Here is a 22,983-nt window from a genome sequence, read left to right on the forward strand (position 1 = left end):
TTTATGGGGTCATAATGAACAATTCTATATGGGCTGGTTTTATTGGGTTATTCATACTGAGTGGGTGCAGTCAGACTGTGTCCGTCAATGGGGTGGATGGCTTTGACACACAGAGTCAGGCATCAGTCTATGGTTGGGTTTCTGTCGACGGCTACTTTCCACCTTCGATTACTTCTCTTGAGGTGGAAATATGTAAAGTTATTGATAATCAATGTTTTAAATCGGCATCTCAGAGCTACCAAGGCGTTCAGTTGCCTGTGCAGTATTCGTTTTTAATTGCACCAATTCAAGCTGGTGAAGGAAAAATGAAGATTATTGGAAAGCTTTATTCAAACGGTGAGCTCGTTGCGGAAAAAGAAAAGAACTATTTATTTTTAGAGGGAAATAAACAAGAAAATTTGATTCTTGTTCCAAAAATAAACAGATAAAATTTTAAGTACTACATTTTTATTAGAATTTTCTAATTTATAAAAATAAAGACTATATCTTTCCTGTTGTGAAAGATTTGTTGTCTTTTATAAACATTAATTACATGACTTTGAAGTCATCGGGTCAGTTGTTTTTTAGACTCATATTTGTTGCAAAAACAGTATTTTTTATGATTATATCTCGCTCCTTGAACACGTTGGCTTGGCGTTTTAGGCTATAAAACATACATTTTTATGATTTTGGAAATTTAATTTTGTTCTCGAAACGATGCCGAAATCTATTTAATTGTATTCTAATGTATAACAAAACAACCAAACTTAAATAACGAAATGATATTTAAGTTTTGGCTAATGATAAACGCTATCTGATAAAAATAATAAAGACGGACAGCAGAAATTTACTAAGTCAAACTTTTACCTTTAGGTAAAGGTAATGCTTGGGTTATTCGCTAATTATTCGGGGGGTATGGTAAGTGATAGAACTTCTATGCTCTTTTCTTTGCTTCTTTTATTCATACAGCAGTACTTAGAAATAACAACAATCAAAGTAGTGCTTTGAAAGTTTCTCAACATTTGCACTGAGAAACTCAAAATAATGAAGGGTAGAAAATGGATGTGTCAGGCCAACTAAACTCAGAAAGGGTCGACTCGAGTTCACGAAAAATTCGTAGTTTTTCCTGCTATGAAAAATCTGACGAAGTATTTCACTCAGACCAGTCTCACATTGTTGTCGTTCACAATGGTCAGCTTCGAGTTCAAACAGGTGATTGCACAATCGATGTTGCTGCAGAAAATGGGGTATTTCTATCCCAAGGAGATTACTTGTTAGAGTACTCTCCGCTAGATGGGGCATACAAAGCGTCGATCATTGCCTACGACAATGAACTCGTTAGTCAGTTGCTGCAAAAACACAGTGATCTCTTGATGATGCTGCCTAAGGTAGACAAAGTTTGTTCTGGTTTGTTTACTTTTGGTTTGAACATACTCGTTGAACAAGTGCTTTCTAGCATGCAGACGCTTGAGCAACAAGCGTACCCTGATGCCATTATGTGCCTAAAATACGAAGAACTACTCATTCTCTTGCTACACAGCAAAGGAGGAGAATCACTGTATGCGTTGCTGTCACAACAAACAAACCGTACGTCGGAACGGTTACGTCGATTTATGGAACAGCATTACTTAAAAGAATGGAAGTTGACAGACTACGCGCAGGAGTTTGGTGCCAGCTTAACCACTTTTAAAGAGCTTTTTAATGAGCACTATGGCATTTCTCCAAGAGCTTGGATCAGTGAGCGTCGACTACTGCATGCTCATAAACTGCTGTTGACGAGCAAGATGAGCATCGTAGATGTGGCGATGGAGGCAGGGTTTTCCAGCCAGTCTTACTTTACACAGAGTTACCGTCGTCGTTTTGGAACGACCCCAAGCCGCGTACGTTCGGGAGACGATCAAGTGGCTATCGCGAAATGAAATGACTTGGGACTAAAATTTTCTGACTAATTTTGAAAGTCACTCACCAGTGTAAATTCTATTATGTATCGTGTAACAACGAACGATTAAAAATTATTACATCTCTTTCTTTCTGGATTGTTCGAAAGGGGTGCGGAGACGAACATAAATGAAAAAGCAGCATTGGCGACGCCGTTCGCTTTTTCCAGACAGCATAGTGACACAGCGGAAAGTGACTGTTTTACAAAGAGGAGCTCGTTATGAAAGCGCCTCGAAACCTACGCAGGATCTCAATGTTGTGCACGTCAATCACCGACAATTGTTGAGTGAAGGCGTCATAAATTATGAGCAGTTATCTTTACTTCAACGCTTGTTGGATAGAAATGTCGTCGATAGCCTGTGCGCTAGCCAGTTAGTAAAAACGTATCAAAAACTTGGTGCTTCGATAGACCGGTTTGCCATGCGTTTATTTTTGGAAATTGGATCGCAGCTCAGTGATAGCAGCACAATCACAACGTTCGAACAAAGGCTGGACTACATCAACTCTCGTCTGGGCTTTCGCTTTAATTTGGCTGTCCCAAAAACGTTGATGCTTTGTTTCCATTTATCACTCAACGAGTGGATTAACCGACAAGTCGATCAAAGTGCTCTTCATGCTTCGATTAAAGTTGAACAACTTATCAATCAACTCGATATTCAGAAGGAATATTGGTCGAAGCTATCAGGGGAAGACACCAGTGCCGTCTTTGTTCAACAGCAACTCGATCTTATTAAGAGCCAGCAGCATCAACTTAAAAAGCAACTTGGGACGTTAAGCGAACAACAGTTGCAAGTGATTAAATGTCATCGTTCGTTAATTGAGAAGTGGCAACCGTCTTTAGACGAGCTGAAAGGGTTCGCGGAGTACACCTCTACAACCGAACAATTTATTTCTGAGTGGAAAAATTGGTGTTCGGAAGTGCGACTTGAGGCCCCCGAGCTGAACGAAGTTTGGGATGCATGCGATGTGGTTTACAACGACCAAAATGCGGTTGCGAAAGTATGGCAATGGTTCAAGAACATGCAAACTGTTGGTGATATCGATCACTACTATTTTGATACTCAAAGTGGTCAGTGCGGCCAGGCTTGCAATCACCTCAGCCAGATCTAAATAGGGCGTTAAATGTTAGATAAGATGATGAAGTCTTTAGCGGAAGCGCTAAAGGTAGGGGATTTTATTGCCTCAGAAAATGGTTCTTACAACATCGAGGTTGACCAGTTATCACTGACCATCAAGCAACATGCGTCATGGATTTTATGGGAAGCGACGTTACCCTTCCAGTTTAAAGAGCATCTAGATTATCAACAAGAACAAGCGTTACAACGTTGCATGCAGCTCTCATTAAAAACCATTCGTGAGGATGGCGGCGTACTGACAACCAATGATGATCAGCAATTGATTTTGCAAAGTAAAGTAAGGGTTGAGGACTGTTCCGTGGAACGGTTCTCTGCTTTGCTTTCTAAGCACGTCAATCTATGTGAGCGTTACATTGCATTATTGGAACAAGAACGCGTGAACCACACAATCAACCATACAGTGTGGTTACCATGATGCAAAAAATCTTTCCCAACATTAGACGTGCTGCAACAAAGGCATTGCTATGCGCAGTGAGTGTTGTTCCTTTGGGATATGCGCAAGCAACAGACTTACACTGGCCCGAACAACCGTTCCGCTACTATGCAGATAACGACTCATTAAAAGAGTTGTTGAATAACTTCGGTGCAAATTATCGTGTCTCGGTTTCTGTTAGTGACAAAGTCAACGATCGAGTGAATGGGCGTTTTACCCCTGAAGATCCGGCGGAATTCCTCGATTACTTATCGCAAGTGTACAACTTGATGTGGTATTTCGATGGTGCCGTCTTACATGTCTATAAGGCGACAGAAACTCGCTCACGTTTACTTCAATTGGAATTACTTACGGCTAGAGAGCTACGCAGTACGTTAATTTCCACCGGCGTTTGGGATTCTCGTTATGGTTGGAGAGCTGCTGAGAGCAAAGGGTTAGTCTATCTTGCGGGTCCTCCACGTTATGTCGACTTAGTGGTACAAACGGCGGAGGCATTGGAAACGCGCTTGCTGCAGAAATCGAATTCAACCGACGAATTATTCGTTGAGATAATTCCTTTGAAGTACGCTTCTGCAACGGATAGAGAAATTGCATATCGAGATCAGACAATTACGGTCCCGGGCATCGCATCGGTGTTAAAACGGGTCGTGTCTGGTGTTCAAACGCAAGTGGCGAGTGCGTCTAGCAAAGAAGTTACCAGTCCAGATAAGCCTGTAAAAAGTAATAAAACCGCCTCAGTTCATGGTGGCGCAACAGTTGAAGCAGAGCCGGGTCTTAATGCGATTATCGTTCGTGATACTCAAGCACGATTACCGCTCTATCGTAAACTGGTCGCGCAATTAGACCAGCCGCAATCAAGAATTGAAGTCGCGCTATCGATTGTCGATATCAGTGCCAACGATTTAAGTCAGTTAGGCGTGGATTGGCGAGCGGGAGTGTCTGTCGGAAACAACCGCATTGTCGATATCAAAACAACAGGTGATGTGAATTCGGGGGATGTGACGCTCGGCAGTGGACAGAACTTTAAGTCCTTGCTTGATTCAACCAACCTAAATTACTTGCTGGCTCAAATTCGTTTATTGGAATCTAAAGGCAGTGCTCAAGTGGTTTCAAGACCAACATTGTTAACTCAGGAAAATGTCGAAGCGGTACTGAACAACAGCAGCACTTTTTACGTCAAGCTGGTTGGTAAAGAAACCGCAGCGCTGGAAGAGGTCACGTATGGCACGTTACTGAGAATTGTCCCACGTATCGTTGGTGATAGATTTGCTGCACGACCTGAAATTAACCTGAGCCTTCATCTCGAAGACGGTGCAAAGATCGCTGATGGTGGCGTCGATGATCTTCCTTCCGTTCGTAAAACTGAAATCAGCACCTTAGCGACGGTTAAACAAGGGCAAAGCTTACTTATCGGTGGTGTGTACCGAGATGAAGTGAGCCATCAGTTACGTAAAGTACCATTGCTAGGAGACATCCCATATTTAGGCGCGCTGTTTAGAAGTAATACCAACACTAAGCGCCGCACAGTACGAATGTTTATTTTAGAACCTCGAATTGTTGTGGATGGTATTGGCGATAGTGTGTTGATTGGCAACGAATATGACTTGCGACCAAGTATCGGCAAGCTTAACAACATCTCCAACAATAGCGCTGAATTTAAATCGGTAGTGGAAGTATATAGCTGCACATCGAGGGTTCAAGCCGAGCGCTATCAACAAGACTTATTGTCACAGAAAAAGTCGTCTCAATTAACGCAGTGCCAATTACCAACAGGGCAAAAGGGTTGGCGGGTGAAAGTATTGGAATGTGATGACTCACAAAGTGAGTGTGTGCGCCCTTCAGAGGAGTCTTAACCGCGATGCAGCAATGGAAAATTCGTATTTTATCAGGCGTGCATACCGGAGTAGAAGTCACCTTACCTGAAGGTGCTCTCGTGCTTGGCAGTGACGACTTTATTGCTGATCTTGTACTGTCTGATGCTGGGGTCGAAGCGAACCATTTCACCCTCGTTTGCCAGCAAGACTCGGTCATTTTACGAGGCTGCGAAGAGGCAAATATTAACAGTGAAGACATCGCTGTTGCAGGTGATGGTATCGAGTTGTCACGCCATGCTGTTGTCTCGGTCGGCGTTGTGAAGTTCGCTCTGGGATACGCGGAAGATGCGTTAATTGTGAGTAACGTCAGCGACGAATCTAGCCAACAGAATACACCTGTGGTTGCTGTGCAACGCTCTAGCTGGAAAAAAACAACGCTCATCGCTTTGCTTTGTAGTTTTGTCCCGAGTGTCATTTTTGCTGGTATGTGGTACAGCCAAGCTAACGGAAGCAACAATGAAATTGTTACAGAAGCAGAACCCATTGTTTTGGTACGTAACATCTTAGGCGAGCTCAAACTTAGCGACGTTCGTGTGGAATGGAATGCCGCCGCACGCCAAGCAGTCCTAGAGGGCTATGTTGAAGACCGAACACAGAAACTCGATCTGCTTGGTCGAATTGATGTATTGGGCATCAATTACAAAAGTGACTTAAGAACGATGGAAGAAATCCGTCGCGGGGTTCGATTTATTTTGCGCAACCTCGGCTATCACCAAGTGAAAGTCGAAAATGGCGATGAGACCGGCACACTGCTGCTGACGGGCTATATCGATGATGCAAGCCGCTGGAACCAAGTTGAACAAATCTTGGAGCGAGACGTGCCGGGTCTTATTGCGTGGAAGGTTGAACTGCAGCGAGCGGGTGCCTACATGGATACGCTAAAAGCGTTATTGACGGATGCGGAGCTACTGAAAAAAGTCCAGTTGGTCACCAGCGGTGATCGCATCGAAGTTCGTGGTGAGCTTGATGATATCGAAACGACTCGATTTTACGGTGTGACCCGAGACTTCCGGGAACAATATGGTGAGAAACCGTACTTAGTTTTGAAATCCATACCTAAGGTGAGTAAAGGCACCAACATCGATTTCCCGTTTCGTAGCGTTAACTTTGGCCAGGTTCCATATGTGATTCTGACCGATAATGTTCGCTATATGGTCGGTGCAAGAACGCCTCAGGGCTACCGAATATCCAGTGTTACACCTGCTGGTATTGAGTTGGTTAAAGGCGGGCGGGTGATAACAATAGAACTCGGATATGAAGGCGAGACGAACAATGACAAATCTTGAACAAATTTTAAATAACGACACAAACGGTGCGGAAGTGCGCAAGATTAAGAGCAAGCTCTTAGAAGCACAAGCGGTGGTGAAACGTCAGTTGGATTTAGGGTGCTCACCACAGCAGTACCAATTGCTACTCAAACAGTATGAAGCTTACACAGCCGCCCATGCGGTCGTTGAATCATACGAAGCTAACTAAAAAATACGAGGAAGTCTTATGTCATTTTACGATGCTAGTAACAGTGTAAACCTTGATGATGTTAAAGCTAAGTTAGAACAACAAGCGAAAGATGCCAACACAGAAGTGACGGCAGCCATCAAGAACCTAGAAACCAATGCCGATGATCCATCAAAGCTTGCCGAGCTTCAGCACGCGATCAACAAATGGTCTGTTGTTTACAATATCAATGCGACCACGACTCGTGCGATTAAAGATGTGATGCAGTCGATTCTCCAGAAGGTGTAAAGCATGGAACGAGAAACGCGCCAACTGCTGGCTGAAATCGCGCTGATGGCAACAGGTATGCATCGTCATCAAGAAGCCAACACGATTGCAGATGGCCTTGAAGCAAGCTCAGGTTCTGAAGAGACCGTTGCGATGATTCGTGCAATGAGCCTCATGAATAAAGGCTTGTATGAAGAGGCTCATCAATTACTCGAACCACTTTGTAACGCCTATCCAGATCTGATCAGCTTAGCGGCTCTTGCTTCTGCCAAAGCCGGTTTACTGAGCAAAGCGGAAAACTGGGTAGAACTTGCGTCACAAGGAAGCGAAGAAAGCCAAGCATTTGCTGCGAGCTTTTCTCAGGACATTAGGAATCTTGGATGATCATTGATTCAAGCAACCTAAGTCTTCAACACCAATCTTTGCGTCAGTCGGAGTCGCGCCATTATGAGCGGAGCGATGAAGACAAGATGAAAGCACTCATGGAGCGAAGTGACAAGCAAGAGCAAGTTTCACATGTTTCTCCAAAAGAGACGCTAGAGAAAACAGAAGCGAAACTGGCGGAGATTAAAGCGTGGTACGAATCATTAAAAGACGCAGAGGTTGTCAGTAAACAAAGTGTCTTATCATCGTTAAATGAAGCGTTTTCCGACCCTCAAGTTAAACGAGAGGCAATGTGGTACGCCTTTCATGAGGCGAAGAGTGCAAAAGGCAACGATCAGCCACAATCTGATTTGTTAAAGGTGTTGAAGCAGGAGTTACTAGGGAATTTTTCGGGACAGCTTATTGCCGAACCACCTGCTGATAAAACAGCACTAAAAGCAATGCTAGCGCAGCATTTTCCACTGGGTGCCCAGAAAGAACAAGCCTTATGGCATTGCTGGGCAGAGTTGAAGTCGTTACCTGATATGGCATCAACACTGGACATGGTTCGTGATGAACTTAGCTTCATGATCCAAAAAAATGCGATGGTGAAAAACATCATGACTCACAGTCACAAGTTAGATTTATCTTAGGAGTACATATGATAAACACGCAGTACACCGAGGTGATGCAAACCAACATTGATAAGTTACAGGATGCGCAAGTCGAAGACGGTTTAAGCGAACGTTTTGAGCAAGCCATGTCGGTTCCCGAGGCAAGTAATGGCCTGGAGGGAGGTTTGCTAGAAAACATCAGCGAGTTGAAAAACACTATCGATAACGCGAAAAGTAACCTGCAAGACAACATGAAGATGGTGGGTGATGATCCGGCGCAATTACTGCAAATGCAGTGGGCGCTGACACGCATTACTTTTCAAGAAGAGCTGATCGCGAAAACCGTGGGTAAAACCACACAAAACGTAGAAACCTTATTGAAGGCACAATAGTGATGATGAATAAAATGAGAGCAGTTTTCATCATGCTCACGTTGTTTCTGGTAGGTTGTCAGACCGAGTTATACACCAACGTTACTCAGAAAGAGGGTAATGAGATGTTGTCGATCTTACTATCCGAAGGTGTCGTTGCAACAAAAGAGCCTGACAAAGACAACACCGTCAAGTTAATGGTAGACAGTTCTCAAATCGCCTTCGCGGTAGACGCGCTAAAGCGAAAAGGTTATCCAAGAGAGCAGTTTTCCACACTGAAAGAAGTGTTTCCCAAAGACGATTTGATCTCGTCACCATTAGCAGAACGAGCACGTTTGGTATACGCGAAATCTCAGGAGCTCTCCTCAACCTTATCTCAGATTGATGGCGTGCTAGTGGCACGTGTTCATGTTGTTTTGGAAGATCAAGATCTGCGTCCAGGAGAGCGCCCAACTCCAGCTTCTGCCTCCGTATTTATTAAACACGCAGCAGATATTGCGCTTGATTCATATGTTCCACAGATCAAATTATTAGTGAACAATAGCATTGAGGGGCTGAACTACGATCGAATCAGCGTAGTGATGGTACCCTCATCAGAGGTTCGAGTTGCTACTCAAAACAATCAATTTAAAAGCATTTTGTCGGTTCAGGTCACCAAAGAGACGGCGAATAATCTTATCGCCATTTTGGTGTTCTTGGTAGCGGCACTCATCGGCTCGAATATCGCTACTTTTACATGGTGTCGTAGGAACACGAAGCGTGGTTAAACCAGAAACACCACTCGCGCAGGTACAACACCAGTTTAACTATGCGCCTTGCCAGTACATCCATAGAAGTTGGATAGAGCAAAAGCAGCCTTGGTTACTAAATATCGAAGGCTGGAGAGATAACCCCATGTTTAACCAATGGTGCATAAATGAGTGGGCGTTATCTCCCGTTCCTGAGACGGCTTTTAACAAACCTTGCCATAGCTTGGCGTTGCTCCCAGCGGATGCGTTGAACCAACTCGTATTGATGGTGGGCGGAGCTTTACATTGTGTGGCAATGCGAGGCGTTGTTTTAAAACGCCCGAAACAGGTTTTGAACAACGTTTTTGGTTTGGAAGGCGCACGGTTCTTAATTCAAAACGGGCCGATGCTGTTATCCAGCTGGCCGCAAGGCTGGCAGCGTTCGTTACCAGAACTATTGGATGAAAGGTCTGTTGAAGCAAGCATGAGGGCGCTGGGATATTTTTGGATGAGGTTTATTTTGATTAACTCACCGGAAGATGTTGTTCTTCGTTGGCAATTCAAATTGGAAAAGCAACTTAGCGAAAACGCGGAAACAGCTAACTGGTTGGAAGCGGATCAACGAGATCTGGCGTATCGACTCACAAAAAAAATCGCAAAACAGGTTATTCCTCAATGGTTTCATTTGTTGAAATAAAAACAGACAATTTGCAGCTGGCACCTGGCTTAAAGGTGCTGAAAGCGAAAGATTATGCCAGTTATCTGGATTCGCAACACTTAGTTGAAGCCGCGAACTCCAAGGCTGAAAGCATCATTGCTAATGCCCAACAAGCCTACGAAACCGAAAAACAACGTGGTTATCAAGATGGCCTTGCACAAGCCAAGATTGAAAATGCGCAAACGATGGTTGAAACCTTAGCACGTTGTAATGACTACTATCAGCAAGTCGAAGAAAAAATGACAGGTGTGGTGTTAGAAGCAGTACGTAAGATCATCGATACCTTCGATGATGTCGATACCACGGTGAGTGTAGTTCGAGAAGCGTTGCAACTGGTGAGTAACCAAAAGCAGGTCATTTTACATGTCCACCCAGAGCAGGTTGTTGAGGTGAGAGAAAAGGTGGCTGGTGTATTAAGTGATTTCCCTGAAGTCGGTTACGTTGACGTGGTAGCAGATGCGCGCTTGAAAAATGGAGGCTGCATTTTGGAAACAGAAGTTGGGATCATCGACGCCAGTATTGATGGACAGCTGCATGCATTAAAGCAAGCCATGGTGAAGCAGCTCAGCGAGCGTAAAATTACGATTCATGAATAAACCTCAAAAACTCAGCACTTGCTGAGTTTTTTCATTTTAATGCCTTTAAACAAAAAAAATCCGACCATTTCTAAAATATTCACTGCCATAAATCCTTAAGAATACACCTAAGAAAGCTGCTTAGTTGATAAGTGTTGCAACCAAGCAGCACCTCTAAAACAACAAAAATAGGATTATTTAGTCGAATGGCTAATGGATTTATAACTTCTTTACTGACAGATTTTGCCAGCCGCTGCCAATTGGAGCCGTTGGTTTTTGATGAAGATGATTGTTGCCATCTACTCGTTGAGCAAAACACAGCAATCACAATTCGTGCACAAGAAGATCGTGTGACGCTTATCGGGCTGATTTCAGGTGATAAACCGAGTGCTGATATTTTGCATCAACATATGAAAGATGCCTTAACGCAAGGCTCTCCAGCGGTATGCTGGGAGGAAGAGACCGGATATATCGGTTTCATACACCTGCCTCAGCAACTGCTAACTGCATCTTTTTTCGATGAGTCATTTGCGAATTTCATCGAGTGGTTAAAAAGTGCGAATACACAAGAAGTAACCAATAAAACAATCGAAGTACCGGAAACGAATACCACTCATTTTTCCACATTAAGGGTTTAAAGCATGATCAGTTTTGAAAGTGTTAGCGCGTTGCAGGCTGCCATGCCGCAAGCTCGTAACGAGATACTTAACGAAGGTAAGCTGAGTATTGGTGGCAAAGAATACCAAATCAACGCAGCGACCCAAGAATTTACTCGCGCCAATCCTACGAATGGTGCAGTAGCGCGATTTTTTGAAGCGACAGGAAAACTGTTTCGCGAAGGTAGCCCACAATCGGTAGCGAAAGCCCTTACAAAAGCCGTATTTGATAATGAGCAAGGACAAGCTCAGCGTTTACAAGCTGCTTCTTCTGTTGAGCATGGACAAATGTTCTTCAAAGATGGAAGCATAAAAACCGCATCAGATGTCTTAAATGCCTTTGCGAAGTTAGACAGTAAATCAGTTCAGTCGAACTCTGCTGAGCTAAACCAGTTAGCAGAGCGAGCGATGACAGAGGCTATGTTAGAAACCGATTCTGGTAAAAACCTCATATCACTGATTGGCGAAAGTGCAGCGAAGTCGCTTGCTGGACGTGTAGTAAAAGACTACGGCGGTGGTGTATCTGCAGCGCAGAAAAACCCGGCAGGTAGCATTAATCAAATGCAAGCGGTGTTTGATATGGAGGTGATGCATCTTAAATCGGCGCAACGTCATATCGAAGGTCTAGCAAGCACCGATCTAAGCCAAGGTGTATACGCTGAAGGACTGGCGGAGGATGCGTTTAACAAAAGTGGCGTAACCAATAATGTTGAAAGAGCTGCGGCGTGGATCATTAATGCTTCTAACTCTAAAGGAAACGATGCCGAAAATATTACGTCTTTACTGAAAGAATACGCGTCTAATGGTAAAGATTTATTGAATATGGAAAACCTAAAAGAGCTACACGCTCGATTGGTGCCTAATGTTGAGCGTGATTACCGAGGGCCAAATATTTCGGGTGGCACTTTGCCGTCAAGTATTGGCGGTGAGGGCATGTTAAAGCAGCACATTGAAGGCTTTTTGAAAGAGAACCCTGTAGAAGATAAAGACTTAGGTAAACATTTGTTCGCCGGAGTTATCGGGTACCATGGCTTTACCGATGGAAATGGTCGCATGGGGCGCATGCTATACGCGATAGCAGAACTTCGTAACGACTCGTTCAATCCTTTAGCTATGGATGCAGAAAATAGCCTTCACGGTATTAAGTGATTTTCTACTTCTATTTAATTTTTGGAGCGGCGATTGCCGCTCTTTTATTTTCCAGCTTAAGCTTAATTTTTCTTCTCAATAAAACGGCTAATAGCAATAAAAATGAGACGTTGAAATAAAGTGTCGGTTTCTATCTCGCCATAAAATCTCTTTTATCCTTATTCGCTTATTTAAATGAGCCGTTATACCCAAGTGGCTTCGCTGAAATAAATATATCGATGTCACTTAGTTATAATAAATTAGACAGGACACAACATGGATACAGGAAAGATTAATATGCTTCTCTCTGAGCTAGGAGAAGTGCTGAACCTTGAGCGCGTGACAGCGTATGACGATCAAATGTGGTCACTGCATTTTGCTGAAAACAACAGTGTCGATGTTCTGCTCGTAGAGGAAAAAGGCGAGTTATTGATTTCCAAAAACCTGCTTATAGAACAAGATGATATTACGCTAGATAAACTTCAAGTTTTACTTGAATACAACTTTTTGTATCGAGAAACAGGTGGTGTGCAGTTTTGTGTGAATCCAACACGCAAAGACGTTGTTCTTCAAGTTGCTATCGCGGCTGGAAGTGAACTCACCAACATTGCTAACTTAATCATTCAGTTGAATGAATTAGTTGATACTTGGGGACAGTTATTTCAAAACAACACGGTTGTAGATTTTAGCCAAACAGACGTACACGCATTTATTCAAGTTTAAGGCATCACACATGGTCAATATTAATACATCGCACATGCACTCGTTGAGTCAGTTAACGTCACATTTGGCGACACAAAATCAGGCTGACGACAAAGAGGTTCGAGCACACAACGGCAAAGATATTTTTGTTAAAGAGGGTGCACCAAAAAATAAAAGTATCAGCGCGCGTATTAGCCACCAGAATAAAGCGAAAGATATTGTAGTGAACCTGCTTACTAAGCAGGGTATTCCTAAAGATGTTGCGAAGCTCATGCTGAAAAATGTGTTGAACGGTGAAAACAAGTTAACGCTTGGGAGCCTGAAAAATCTTGAGAGATTGTCGTCTGGTCCTAGCTCAAATTGGCCCACTGCACAAACGGCAGCCTCTTCTTCCAAAACCAATAAAGCCTCATCGAGTGTCGCGCTTATCAACGAACATAAAGCCAACCTTCAAAAGCTTGGTGATTTTGCCTGTACGGACTTAAATACGTTCGGTGTTAAGGGGTCACAGTTTTATGAAACAAAAGGAAAGCCACGACTAAAAGAGCTTCACGCGGATCAAGCGCGAATCATGCAAGATCACAGAGCGACGATGTCCGCAAACGGAGTTCAAGCTGCAGCACAAAGAGGAACCGCACCGCAATTAAGCACTCTACAGAACATTGCTAAGGCAGTACAAACCGCGAAAGCCGGCTGCTGTACTACATTTGCCTTTGCTGCCGCCGCTGAGATGATTCAAGGCATGTCAGGAACACCTGAAAGTGAACCCAAAGTAGAAGTGGTTGCGTTTAAAAAGGGTCATTCAGGTACACACCTTTATGTACTGGTTGGTCGACAAGAGGGGAGCGACATAAAAGATCCATCAACGTGGAGTAAGGATGTGAAAATTGTTGACCCGTGGGCGACATCTGCATTCGGTGCACCAATGTTTGGAGATGCACAACGACCACCTGTTTCGAATATGTTCCCGCCAACAGAAGTCATTTTTGATAGCCATAAACTGGGTTAGTCAATCTGCAAAAGAAGTGAGCAAATACACCATGCTAAGCATCTAACCTTTATTGAAAGAGCAGCCCTGAGCTGCTCTTTTTTATTACTCTGGAAACTCGTTTTTAGAGCGAGATTTCTGCGGAAAACCTCACAATGCAGGCGAAAAAGTGACAAAAATAAAGCCATTACCGACATCGTTCAATCTGCAATCGTTGTTCAATAGAGTTATTGAAACAAAAGGAAAAAGTTATGAACACGATTCAACAACTGCTCTTGGAGTTTTGCCAACTCAATGAGTTGCCCGAACTGAATTTTGAAGAAAATGAACGTTGTCAGCTACTGGTCGATGATCGCTACATGTTGTATTTCATCGCGACAGATACGGATGATTTGATGTTGTCTGTAACGTTCGGAGGGTTAGAAAAATCCGGTGAACAACGACTAAAAGGTTTAGAGCTTCTTGCTCATGCTAACTATCAAGGAATAGGTAGTGGCAGCCTCGCACTTGCTTTGGCTCCAAACGGTCGACAGCTTGTCTTAGCAGGACGTAAACCCGTTGAGCATCTAAATACGACGAACCTTACCGCTTGGTTTCACGAAGTTATTGAACAGGCCGAGCTGTGGCAAGCGCGTTTCGCAATGTTGGATCAAGCGATTCCAACCACCTCTAATCATGAACAAGCTCATGTTCAATCACTTCGTGTGTAGGAGAGAAAAATGGTTAATACAACACAAAAAATCAGCCAAAGCCCAGTACCTGATCTAGAACAGTTTCGTGCAGTTGCTGCGCAAAAAGATGACCGAGTGATCAGCAAAAGAGGTGAAGTAAAAGAGCCTTCCACATTCCACAAAGGTCACAAGTTTGCTTCTATTCACGAAGGCGTATTGAGAAGCAAATACACTAAGTTTTTCCAAGAAAACATCAAAACTCACCTTGATTTAAAGCAGGCGCTACTTAAGCAAGAAAAACCTGAGGTTGCGCTGTTGGCTTACTCCCTAGTGAGTCCTTCAGGCTATCGCGGTGAGCCACTTACTGAGCGTAAAATCTTAGAAGTTGTCAGCCTATTGGATGAAATAAAAGTGAGCAGCGATACGTACCAGCAGCTTAAAAATACGTTTGATGCGATCAGCAAAGATCCGCGTATGCAGGTGAGTTTAGAAGCCCAGTATCCAGGAAAAATGGATGGCTTCGCTGCTGAACTGCTGCAGATGGGCAAAGAAAAGCTAAAAGGTTCTGGTGTGAACGCCGTTATTAACTTGGCATTACCTGGCGTTGGCTTATTGATTTCTACAGGTAGAGAGTTGCACAAAGCGGCCGTAAATGGTGATGCTGAGGCTTACCATCATCAGTTAGAACAAATTTCACAGCTGCCAGGGCGAGATCAACGTCTTTCTATGCCGATGCAGCAAACCTTGGCTCAAGGTCATGCGATACTGTCGGCTGAAGGTGGCATTGGAGCTACGTTAGGTATGGCGACGGGGAGCCTGGGCACGTTCGGTGTTAGCTCTGTAGCAACGGTGGGCGTCACACCGATAGCAAAAGAGGCAATCGGTTCTGCGGCAACGACTGCTATCATGAGCGGCGGTGGTTTTGTGGCGAACCAAGCTGGAGCATACGGACTAAATACAGAAGTCAAAGAACAACTCATGCAAGGTGAGATGTCTGGTGTTTTACCAAGGCTTGAAGTTTCTAATGCCAAAGGAGACTTTACCTTCAGTATGCAAGATCCGGCTTCTGTCCGCGCATTAATGGCGTACCTTGGTCCTAAGGAGAATACTGCAATGACTTCTCCTCAAGCGCCTAAAGAGGCACAAGAGATGGAAACCGCTCGATTAACACTGAAAAAGATGTTGGGTTCAGAGCCAAGTGAGCACTTGGTTCCTGACGTAGACTCTATCTTGAAGCTAAGCCCAGAGGATGCACCAAGTAAAACCGAGTCTATTGCTAACGGGGCGTTTAAAAAACTGTTAGGAGAAGATTGGGATTGGCTCATGCCAGCTGTTCGAGCGATTGATAAAGGGGAAGCAAGTAAAATAAACGAAAAGCTCACCTACAAGCTCCCCCTAGATGCAGCAAACGGACGAGTTTATCTTGATAAATGCCCAAACCTGAGTGACGTCCAATTAGATGCGCTAGAAAAACTAGGCTCACCAAGTCAATTGCGATTGATGTACTTGGCAGAAGGCTGGGTGTAATTTCAAATGGTAAAGTAGGGAGTAGGTGCTGCTCCTTACTTTATCTACCGTCAGCGTTCCTTTTTGGGGCTGGCTAATATCGGTTTAATTTAACTTTTCGACTGAAGAAACAAACACACAAGTGTCAACGTTATACCAACCCAACCAATGAAAGAAATTTCTTCCCCAACAATCGCAACTGCTAGTGCTGCTGCGATAACAGGTTCAAATAGCGTGAGTATGCTAGCTCCACTGGCTGTAACAAACCGTAGCCCAAACCCAAAAGCGACGTAACCTAACCCCATTGGAATCAAGGCCATGTAGAGCATGACCGTCGTATTAGTTGACGATGCAAATAGATTATCACCCGTGATGAAAAGTGTTGGTAGAAGCAAAACTCCACCAATACCAAAAACACTTCCCATGGCCGTTTGCGATTCAATGCCGTGGTCAATCATAGCCTTTACTCCCCATGAGTAAATGGCGTACGTCAAACCTGCCAATAGGCCAAGTAATACACCCCAATGCTTCATATCCTGATCAAATAAGCTATTTGCGGATGACTCAGAAGCCAGCAACAAGGTAATGCCAATGACCCCGATTGCGAAACTCATCATCCAGCGCTTGGTTATGGTCTGATTTCGGCTAAAGAGACACTCTAATAAAGCAGAAAAGAAAGGAGCAGTGGAGATAGAAATAACCGTACCAATAGCCACACCAGCGAATCGCATTGATGAATAAAAAGCCAGTGGGTAGGTGGCTAAGGCGATAATACTAATCAGTAACGTTTTCTTCTTATGTACGACTTTTCGAAAATCTCTCTTCAGTGACTTCGCAGATAGACATGCTTGCATAAACCCACCAATACCCATAGAAAATGCGCCAATGGCGAGAGCACTGACATCCGGTGCCAAGCTGGCAGCGGTGCCCGTCGTTCCCCACAGGGTTGAAGCAAAAAGTATGGATAAAGTTCCTAATTGATAGTCGGTGAAATGTTTTTTTAACACTGTAATTTCTACCTAGTGAATGGCTGTTTTAGGGTAGAAAGAATAAAAGAAAGCGATAGAGATTTTTGTGCTGAAAAGACGGAATACTTGTTCCAGAAGACTATTTTAGTGACTATCGGGAAAACTCTCTAGGAGACATACCAAAATGCATTGAAAACCGTCGACTAAACGCGGAAAGGTCACTATAACCAACTCGTTCAGCTATCAACTGAACTGGAAGGTCTGTATGAGTCAGTAGTGCTTTGGCTTTTTCCATACGTTGTAGTGTAATGTACTTATGGACGCTCACTTTTAGCTGCTCTTTAAAAAGCTTTTTAAACTGCGTCGGACTCAAGCAAGCGGCATTCGCTAATGAGGCAATGGTGAGTGGCTGATCAAGCTGCTCCGCGATCACAACCTGTACATCTCGAATACGCAAATCCACGGAGCGAGACCGCTTTTGCTGCTCCAGCAACAGATAGAAGGTTGCAACCATTGAGTTTTCAATTTCATCATTAACCTGATACTCAAGTTGCTTTTCGACAAACTGGATAAAGCTCAGTAGAGGCGGGCTAATCGAAAACACAGCCACACTATTATCCATCAAATGAGTGGGCAAAGTGGTCATATCCGCAACAATAAAGCGTGATGACTCTTCGGCATTAAACCCGTGAGCACAACTTTTGGGGATGACTATGCAGTCGCCAACCGCCACCTTTCCGACATAGCTATCCATATCAATATGTATGTTGCCCTGGAGAGGAAGCACCAGTTGATGATAATCACTATGAGTATGTCGGCTCATACGTTTCGTGTAGGAGCGAATGCTTAAGCTAGATTTCATAAAAACAACATACAGTTAAAGGATACCGCATTATAGCGTTGAAAGTATCGAGGTTGAAAGCTGGGCAGTTGTAAGCCCAGATCTTGAATGGGATGTGGTTTGTTAGTCCGCCTCGGACTCTAACGAAGCCAACCAACGAAGCACTTCCGCAGTTGCCTCAATAAGATCGCTTGGGATGTACTGGTCGACGTTACCGTCGGCGTATAGTGCACGAGCAAGAGGGACTTTTTGCATCACAGGCACGCCTTCCTCTTTAGCGATTGCGACCATACGTTTGGCTACCGCATCGGTTTCCATCAAAGTGATGACGGGCAGGGGCGTTTCGCCTTTCTTGTAATAAAGGCCAACCGCGATATGTGTTGGGTTTGTAACTAATACATTAGAACGTTTAACGTTTTCACGTTGATTAGAGGCTTGTAGCTCTTGGTGCAACTGACGACGTTTGCTTTTTATTTCTGGACTGCCTTCCATCTCTTTGTATTCGCGCTTCACTTCGTCCTTGCTCATTTTGAGCTTTTTCGTGTGATCAAATTTCTGGTACGCAAAATCTGCGGCAGCGATGACGATGAAGCCTACCGAAGAGATAATCATTAATTGTTTAATCATGACGCCAGTAATGGTCGGGACACATTCTAGCCCACAAGTTGGAATTTGCATTAAAGCGTTGATGTTACCGCGTAATGTCACCCAGATAATGCAGGAAAGAAGAGAGACTTTAAGGATCGACTTGATAAACTCAATCACACTCTTAAGGGAAAAAATGCGTTTGGCCCCTTCGACGGGATTGATCTTTTTGATGTCGGGTTTAACGGATTCACCACTAAATAGGAATCCGAACTGCCCCATATTGGAAAAGATGGCGACGAGTGCAGCAACCAGAATAATCGGAGCGAGTAGATAGGCAATTTCTTTTGCGATGGCGATAGCGACATCGACTAGCGCATCTTGGAAACCCTGATAAGCAAGCTTACTTGGTAGGAGAATAAGCGCTGAGATGTGCGACATGTAATAATCGGCGAACGCAAACAGTACAATTATGAGCGCCAAAATTAATGCAGACGATACGATTTCTTGGCTTTTGGCAACCTGACCTTTCTGTCGAGCATCGCGTAACTTTTTTGCGGTGGGTTGCTCTGTTTTTTCTGCACTCATAAAGAATCCTAAGCGTTATTGCCAAATGGTATTGAGTTGTTCTGCGAATCGGGTAATGCCGTAAAACTGTACTTCAAAGTGATCCATCATTATTCCGAGATACACGATCAGTAAAACACTCGCGATGGCACTTTTTATTGGCATGGCAAGGAAAAAAACATTCAATTGCGGTGCAAAACGACTGATAAGCGCCAGACCAAACTCAGCAAGAAACATTGCCAACACTAGTGGAGCGGACATCAACACACCAAGCCACATAAGCTGTTCAAATTGCGCGTAGAAGAAACTCACCCATGCGTCGTTAACGGTTGGGAAAAAGTCCACGATCGGCCAAGATGTATAGCTTTTGAATAACGCATAGATAAAAGTGACAAAGCCCCCGCCAGAGAAGAACAGGGTAATCAACGTTTGGGTCAGTAATACCGCTGTTGGTGTGGATTGTGAGCCTAGCGTTGGGTTAAACATACTTGCTATGGCAGCCCCACGTTGGTTGTCGACCAGAAAACCGGCCGCTTCTATCGCCCAAAAGGGGATAGCAGCAACAAACCCTATCAATAGCCCAATTAATACCTCCTTACCCAAAATCATTATCAGCCAAATGCCGTCGGTTTCTGCGGGCAAGCTTTGCTGATTAATCATCGGAAATATAAACAGTGCGAGTGAGCAAAGCACACCATTTCTCACCATGGTGCCGCCTAGCATTTGCTTGCTCAAAATAGGCAAAAAGATGAAGCATGCCATTAACCGAGGTAACGTCAGGCTGTACAAAAATAAAGCCTGGTGTAAGTCGTGATAACTCATCGTATTTGAGGAATTTTATCCATAGCAAGCGAGGCGAAGGCGTGGAGCTCTGCCCCTAGCCATTGCGTTGTGACGAACAGCGTAATAATGACCGCGATAAGCTTGACCACAAAGCCTAACGTTTGTTCTTGGACCTGAGTTAACGCCTGAATAAGCGACACCAATGTACCAACCAATGCTGCGACTAAAATCGGCGGTAATGACAAGTACAACACTAGGGTTAATGCTTGAGTCGTGAAATGAATGATTTCAGCAGAATGCATACTTTCTCCGTGATTAACCGTAACTCAACACTAAGCCGTGGGTGAGCTTTGTCCAGCCGTCAAGCAAGACAAAAAGCAACAATTTGAAGGGGAGGGAAATCGTCATTGGCGATACCATCATCATCCCCATCGCGAGTAGGATATTCGACACAATTAGGTCAATAGCGATGAACGGTAAGTACAACAGAAAGCCAATTTCAAAAGCGCGAGTAAGCTCGCTGACGGTAAATGCGGGCAGTAAGAGCAATAAGCTGTCCGACTCTAAACGGTCTACGTACTTCTGTGGCCACAATGTGCGTGCAGCATCAGTGAAGAATATGGCTTCGGTTTCCCGAATATGCTTTTTCAAAAATTCTCGATAAGGCTGTAAACCGCTTTCAATGAGGCCTTCTACACTTGCAGAATCTTCAAGGGAGATATCATGCTGCTTTACGTAGTCGTAGGTTTCAAACCCGACGGGAGCCATGATGAAAATTGACAGAATGATAGCCAATCCGTAAAGCGCCATATTCGGCGGAATTTGCTGTACACCGAGAGCGTTACGCAGCAGTGAGAATACAACGGCGAGTTTCACAAATGACGTCGCCATCATGGCGATAAATGGGATCAGTGCCAGCAGTGCTAAGCTGACAATGAGATTGAGCTCGTCGGGTAACTGGATCATGCTGGCTCCTGCGTGCCACCGAACAGCTCCAGTACGCGCACACCTAAATGTTCGTTAACATTAACCAGTTCACACTCACCAATGATTTTGCCGTTGGCACGCAATGTTACCGGCTTAGATACAGACTGGTTTAGCTCGAATACGTACCCTGGCTGAAGCTGGTTAAGCTGCTCTAGCGTGATGGTTTGATGGCCGATATCAAACGTGAGTTCCACAGGCAGTTGCTGGTGGTCGGTTAACATTTCTGAAGTGTTTACGTCATTCATATTGGTTTCTTTTTCAATAATGTGAAGAGTTTGGTCATCTAGCTGGCAGCGCCAGAGATTCTGGTTAGATACTTGAAAAATGGCTTGTTGCTTGGCGATGTAACCATCGTCAAAAAAGATGACATCTCCCAGCTCGAGCGAATTAAATTCGCTTAACGTCAAATGGGTCCTTCCAAGACTTAACCACACAGGTAAAGCGAGGTGTCGAGCTTGTAGAGCAGCGCTGTTTGGTAGCGCATCCAACAACACGTCTGATCCTTCGCTAACCCACAAACAAAGAGAGCCGTTAGGCTTATTGAGCGTTAACATTAAAGTATGCTCTTGGGCCTGGCTCGCCTCTAACGGCTGTAGTTGACTAAGAATGGGTAACTGACCAAATAGCGCTTTGATTGCCTCACTATGCGGTTCTATCTGTGAGCTCAAAAGTGCTAACTGGAGGGAGTTAGGCAGGGACTCAAACGCAGTAGCATTTAAGGTCGATTTCAGCCAATGTTGGAGCTGCGCACGAGAAAAGTCTACTTGTAGGGTTTGCCCTCCAATCAACGTGGTTAAACGGAACCCTTCAAATGAAGGGATTTGAGCAACAGTAATCGATACGCTCTGACCATCAGTCCCTTGGAAGTGGCACTGTTTTGCACAAAGTTGATTGCTGAGCGCGATACTTTCTGCATCCACTTTGGGTATTATTAACGGTGTCATAGGTCATTCTCCGCTTGCCATTCTTCATACACGCTGCGTTGTTGGCGTGAGTGTTGTTGTTCATGTTGTTGTTGATCGAGCTGTTGAGTTTGTTCGCTGATCGCTAAGCGAAGTGGCTGCTCACCACCGAATCGGTTTAGCCGATCAGCAAGATCTTGTCTAGCTTGCTGGCTAATAATGGAAAGGGCATGCTCTTGTCGAATCGTCACGCTATACCCTTGAGCGTCCAACTTGATGTGGATTTCGCCACCTTTTAATTGTCCTTCACTTAGAAACAGCCGAACCTCTTTGTTGTCCGATGCGGTTGGCAGAGCAACATAGATTTTATCCACCAATTGCTGGAGTAATTGGTTTACGTCTCGCGTTGGGCTTGGTTGAGCCTGCGAAGCAACACTTTTTAGGATGACATCGCCTTGTGTTACCGCACTTGCAAGGGGTTGAGAAGGCACTTTTTCTTCATCCGTTTTAACGGCGACTAGTGCGCTTTTCGTCACGATTTTTTCAAGAGGCTTGGTTTCAGGCAGGCCACCAGTTTGGTCTGATCGTTTGCCTGTATTCTGTAGCGGCGGAGCTGCACGCTTATTGTGCGTTTTTTCAGTTTGCCTTTTCGTTAAGCCAACAATGTTAATCCCATCTTGAGCGAGCTCTGTCGCTGTCGCATTTTGGGGGAGCAAGCCAGATTCAAGCGTAGAGAGATACTCCGGCGAGGTATGTTTATCCATCGGCGTCGGTTTATCATCTTTCAAATGAGCTTGAAAGTGAGGATCAACACGCTCGGTAGAAGGGGAGCTTAGAACTGTGTCGCCATCGCTTTTTCCATCATGTTTAAGCAATTTATTGTTTTTGCTAATTATTTCTTCGCTATTTGCTGCGTCGTCTTGCGATTTCTCTATATCTCTCTTACTGACGACGTCACTTTGACCTTTTAAAGTGGAGATGTTTTTGTCAGCGTTGGCTTCTTGGTTCGATAGGTTAAGTTTCTTATCTAGACCTTGAGATGTCTTATGCCTTAGCGGTATGTCTTCTTCGCCAGTATGATTTTTTTGGGGATTCCCAACGATAGACTCCTTTCCCTTGCTAGGCTTCTTCGTCATTGCATGCTCGAATTGTGATTGAAGCTCGGCCTCCTTCTCGAGAGGCGCTTGTTCCGGCGTTGATTTGTGCAGCGTATTCGATGTTTCAGTTGTTGGGGTAATGCGCATAGTG

General features: G+C 44.3%; 28 protein-coding genes. 20 read left to right on the forward strand and 8 right to left on the reverse strand.

What is annotated here, in order from left to right:
* The first annotated feature begins 14 nt into the window (after positions 1-14).
* From R7070_RS05230 to R7070_RS05325, 20 genes are all read left to right on the forward strand, one after another.
* Complete coding sequence (locus R7070_RS05230; RefSeq protein ID WP_154204533.1) at positions 15-428, forward strand: YscW family type III secretion system pilotin; 414 nt, start codon at positions 15-17, stop codon at positions 426-428.
* 609 nt (positions 429-1,037) lie between these two features.
* Complete coding sequence (locus R7070_RS05235) at positions 1,038-1,898, forward strand: AraC family transcriptional regulator (RefSeq protein WP_005377191.1); 861 nt, start codon at positions 1,038-1,040, stop codon at positions 1,896-1,898.
* Positions 1,899-2,046: 148 nt separating this feature from the next.
* The gene (locus R7070_RS05240; protein ID WP_132937103.1) at positions 2,047-3,027 is read left to right on the forward strand and encodes a T3SS regulon anti-activator ExsD domain-containing protein; all 981 of its coding nucleotides are present in this window, start codon (positions 2,047-2,049) and stop codon (positions 3,025-3,027) included.
* 12 nt (positions 3,028-3,039) lie between these two features.
* Positions 3,040-3,468 (forward strand): YscB family type III secretion system chaperone, encoded by a 429-nt coding sequence (locus R7070_RS05245; protein ID WP_005377195.1) that lies wholly within the window; start codon positions 3,040-3,042, stop codon positions 3,466-3,468.
* Complete coding sequence (sctC, locus tag R7070_RS05250; RefSeq protein ID WP_264301745.1) at positions 3,465-5,339, forward strand: type III secretion system outer membrane ring subunit SctC; 1,875 nt, start codon at positions 3,465-3,467, stop codon at positions 5,337-5,339. The genes R7070_RS05245 and sctC overlap by 4 nt, the downstream gene beginning before the upstream one ends.
* Before the next feature lie 5 nt (positions 5,340-5,344).
* Positions 5,345-6,646: a type III secretion system inner membrane ring subunit SctD gene (gene sctD / locus R7070_RS05255; protein WP_031781102.1), complete on the forward strand. Its 1,302-nt coding sequence runs from the start codon at positions 5,345-5,347 to the stop codon at positions 6,644-6,646.
* Positions 6,633-6,836 carry an EscE/YscE/SsaE family type III secretion system needle protein co-chaperone gene (locus tag R7070_RS05260; protein WP_256900151.1) on the forward strand — a complete coding sequence of 68 codons (204 nt, stop codon included), beginning with the start codon at positions 6,633-6,635 and terminating at the stop codon, positions 6,834-6,836. The genes sctD and R7070_RS05260 overlap by 14 nt, the downstream gene beginning before the upstream one ends.
* Before the next feature lie 18 nt (positions 6,837-6,854).
* Positions 6,855-7,103 (forward strand): type III secretion system needle filament subunit SctF, encoded by a 249-nt coding sequence (gene sctF / locus R7070_RS05265; RefSeq protein WP_005377199.1) that lies wholly within the window; start codon positions 6,855-6,857, stop codon positions 7,101-7,103.
* 3 nt (positions 7,104-7,106) lie between these two features.
* Positions 7,107-7,466 carry a YscG family type III secretion system chaperone gene (locus R7070_RS05270; RefSeq protein WP_033906171.1) on the forward strand — a complete coding sequence of 120 codons (360 nt, stop codon included), beginning with the start codon at positions 7,107-7,109 and terminating at the stop codon, positions 7,464-7,466.
* Entirely contained in the window at positions 7,463-8,098 is a 636-nt protein-coding gene (locus R7070_RS05275; protein ID WP_213968879.1) for a YopR family T3SS polymerization control protein, read from the forward strand. Before R7070_RS05270 ends, R7070_RS05275 begins: the two co-directional genes overlap by 4 nt.
* 8 nt (positions 8,099-8,106) lie before the next feature.
* Entirely contained in the window at positions 8,107-8,451 is a 345-nt protein-coding gene (gene sctI / locus R7070_RS05280) for a type III secretion system inner rod subunit SctI (protein ID WP_005387149.1), read from the forward strand.
* The gene (gene sctJ / locus R7070_RS05285; RefSeq protein WP_086012989.1) at positions 8,451-9,197 is read left to right on the forward strand and encodes a type III secretion system inner membrane ring lipoprotein SctJ; all 747 of its coding nucleotides are present in this window, start codon (positions 8,451-8,453) and stop codon (positions 9,195-9,197) included. The genes sctI and sctJ overlap by 1 nt, the downstream gene beginning before the upstream one ends.
* The gene (gene vscK / locus R7070_RS05290; RefSeq protein ID WP_005387147.1) at positions 9,190-9,855 is read left to right on the forward strand and encodes a SctK family type III secretion system sorting platform protein VscK; all 666 of its coding nucleotides are present in this window, start codon (positions 9,190-9,192) and stop codon (positions 9,853-9,855) included. The genes sctJ and vscK overlap by 8 nt, the downstream gene beginning before the upstream one ends.
* Positions 9,834-10,472 carry an HrpE/YscL family type III secretion apparatus protein gene (locus tag R7070_RS05295; protein ID WP_005387146.1) on the forward strand — a complete coding sequence of 213 codons (639 nt, stop codon included), beginning with the start codon at positions 9,834-9,836 and terminating at the stop codon, positions 10,470-10,472. The genes vscK and R7070_RS05295 overlap by 22 nt, the downstream gene beginning before the upstream one ends.
* Positions 10,473-10,603: 131 nt before the next feature.
* A complete protein-coding gene (locus R7070_RS05300) occupies positions 10,604-11,089 on the forward strand; it encodes a type III secretion system chaperone (protein ID WP_318141159.1) in 486 nt (161 codons plus the stop codon).
* A gap of 3 nt (positions 11,090-11,092) precedes the next feature.
* Positions 11,093-12,256, forward strand: a complete 1,164-nt coding sequence (locus R7070_RS05305; RefSeq protein ID WP_256900152.1) for a VopS family T3SS effector adenosine monophosphate-protein transferase — start codon at positions 11,093-11,095, stop codon at positions 12,254-12,256.
* Positions 12,257-12,511: 255 nt separating this feature from the next.
* A complete protein-coding gene (locus tag R7070_RS05310) occupies positions 12,512-12,958 on the forward strand; it encodes a type III secretion system chaperone (protein WP_033906168.1) in 447 nt (148 codons plus the stop codon).
* 10 nt (positions 12,959-12,968) lie between these two features.
* Positions 12,969-13,946, forward strand: a complete 978-nt coding sequence (gene vopR, locus R7070_RS05315; RefSeq protein ID WP_054579503.1) for a type III secretion system effector VopR — start codon at positions 12,969-12,971, stop codon at positions 13,944-13,946.
* A 230-nt stretch (positions 13,947-14,176) separates the two neighbouring features.
* The gene (locus R7070_RS05320) at positions 14,177-14,635 is read left to right on the forward strand and encodes a CesT family type III secretion system chaperone (protein WP_005387141.1); all 459 of its coding nucleotides are present in this window, start codon (positions 14,177-14,179) and stop codon (positions 14,633-14,635) included.
* A 9-nt stretch (positions 14,636-14,644) separates the two neighbouring features.
* Positions 14,645-16,123, forward strand: coding sequence for a hypothetical protein (locus R7070_RS05325; RefSeq protein WP_025768120.1), 1,479 nt, complete (start codon positions 14,645-14,647; stop codon positions 16,121-16,123).
* A gap of 89 nt (positions 16,124-16,212) precedes the next feature.
* Here the strand turns inward: R7070_RS05325 and R7070_RS05330 are convergent, their stop codons facing one another.
* The 8 genes from R7070_RS05330 to R7070_RS05365 form a co-directional block, all read right to left on the reverse strand.
* A complete protein-coding gene (locus R7070_RS05330) occupies positions 16,213-17,115 on the reverse strand; it encodes a DMT family transporter (RefSeq protein ID WP_372081381.1) in 903 nt (300 codons plus the stop codon).
* 106 nt (positions 17,116-17,221) lie between these two features.
* Positions 17,222-17,932: a helix-turn-helix domain-containing protein gene (locus R7070_RS05335; protein WP_021707757.1), complete on the reverse strand. Its 711-nt coding sequence runs from the start codon at positions 17,930-17,932 to the stop codon at positions 17,222-17,224.
* Between the two features lie 102 nt (positions 17,933-18,034).
* Positions 18,035-19,084 (reverse strand): SctU family type III secretion system export apparatus subunit VscU, encoded by a 1,050-nt coding sequence (gene vscU, locus R7070_RS05340; RefSeq protein ID WP_005387129.1) that lies wholly within the window; start codon positions 19,082-19,084, stop codon positions 18,035-18,037.
* A 15-nt stretch (positions 19,085-19,099) separates the two neighbouring features.
* Complete coding sequence (sctT, locus tag R7070_RS05345; protein ID WP_256900153.1) at positions 19,100-19,885, reverse strand: type III secretion system export apparatus subunit SctT; 786 nt, start codon at positions 19,883-19,885, stop codon at positions 19,100-19,102.
* Complete coding sequence (gene vscS, locus R7070_RS05350) at positions 19,882-20,148, reverse strand: SctS family type III secretion system export apparatus subunit VscS (protein WP_005377227.1); 267 nt, start codon at positions 20,146-20,148, stop codon at positions 19,882-19,884. Before vscS ends, sctT begins: the two co-directional genes overlap by 4 nt.
* Before the next feature lie 13 nt (positions 20,149-20,161).
* Complete coding sequence (gene vscR / locus R7070_RS05355) at positions 20,162-20,812, reverse strand: SctR family type III secretion system export apparatus subunit VscR (protein WP_005377232.1); 651 nt, start codon at positions 20,810-20,812, stop codon at positions 20,162-20,164.
* On the reverse strand, positions 20,809-21,777 hold the full coding sequence (gene vscQ / locus R7070_RS05360) for a SctQ family type III secretion system cytoplasmic ring protein VscQ (RefSeq protein WP_256900155.1): 969 nt from the start codon (positions 21,775-21,777) through the stop codon (positions 20,809-20,811). The genes vscR and vscQ overlap by 4 nt, the downstream gene beginning before the upstream one ends.
* The gene (locus R7070_RS05365; RefSeq protein ID WP_256900156.1) at positions 21,774-22,979 is read right to left on the reverse strand and encodes a type III secretion system needle length determinant; all 1,206 of its coding nucleotides are present in this window, start codon (positions 22,977-22,979) and stop codon (positions 21,774-21,776) included. The genes vscQ and R7070_RS05365 overlap by 4 nt, the downstream gene beginning before the upstream one ends.
* Positions 22,980-22,983: the final 4 nt, after the last annotated feature.

The sequence above is a fragment of the Vibrio sp. 1557 genome (assembly GCF_033340175.1).
GTDB classification, from domain to species: Bacteria; Pseudomonadota; Gammaproteobacteria; order Enterobacterales; family Vibrionaceae; genus Vibrio; species Vibrio alginolyticus.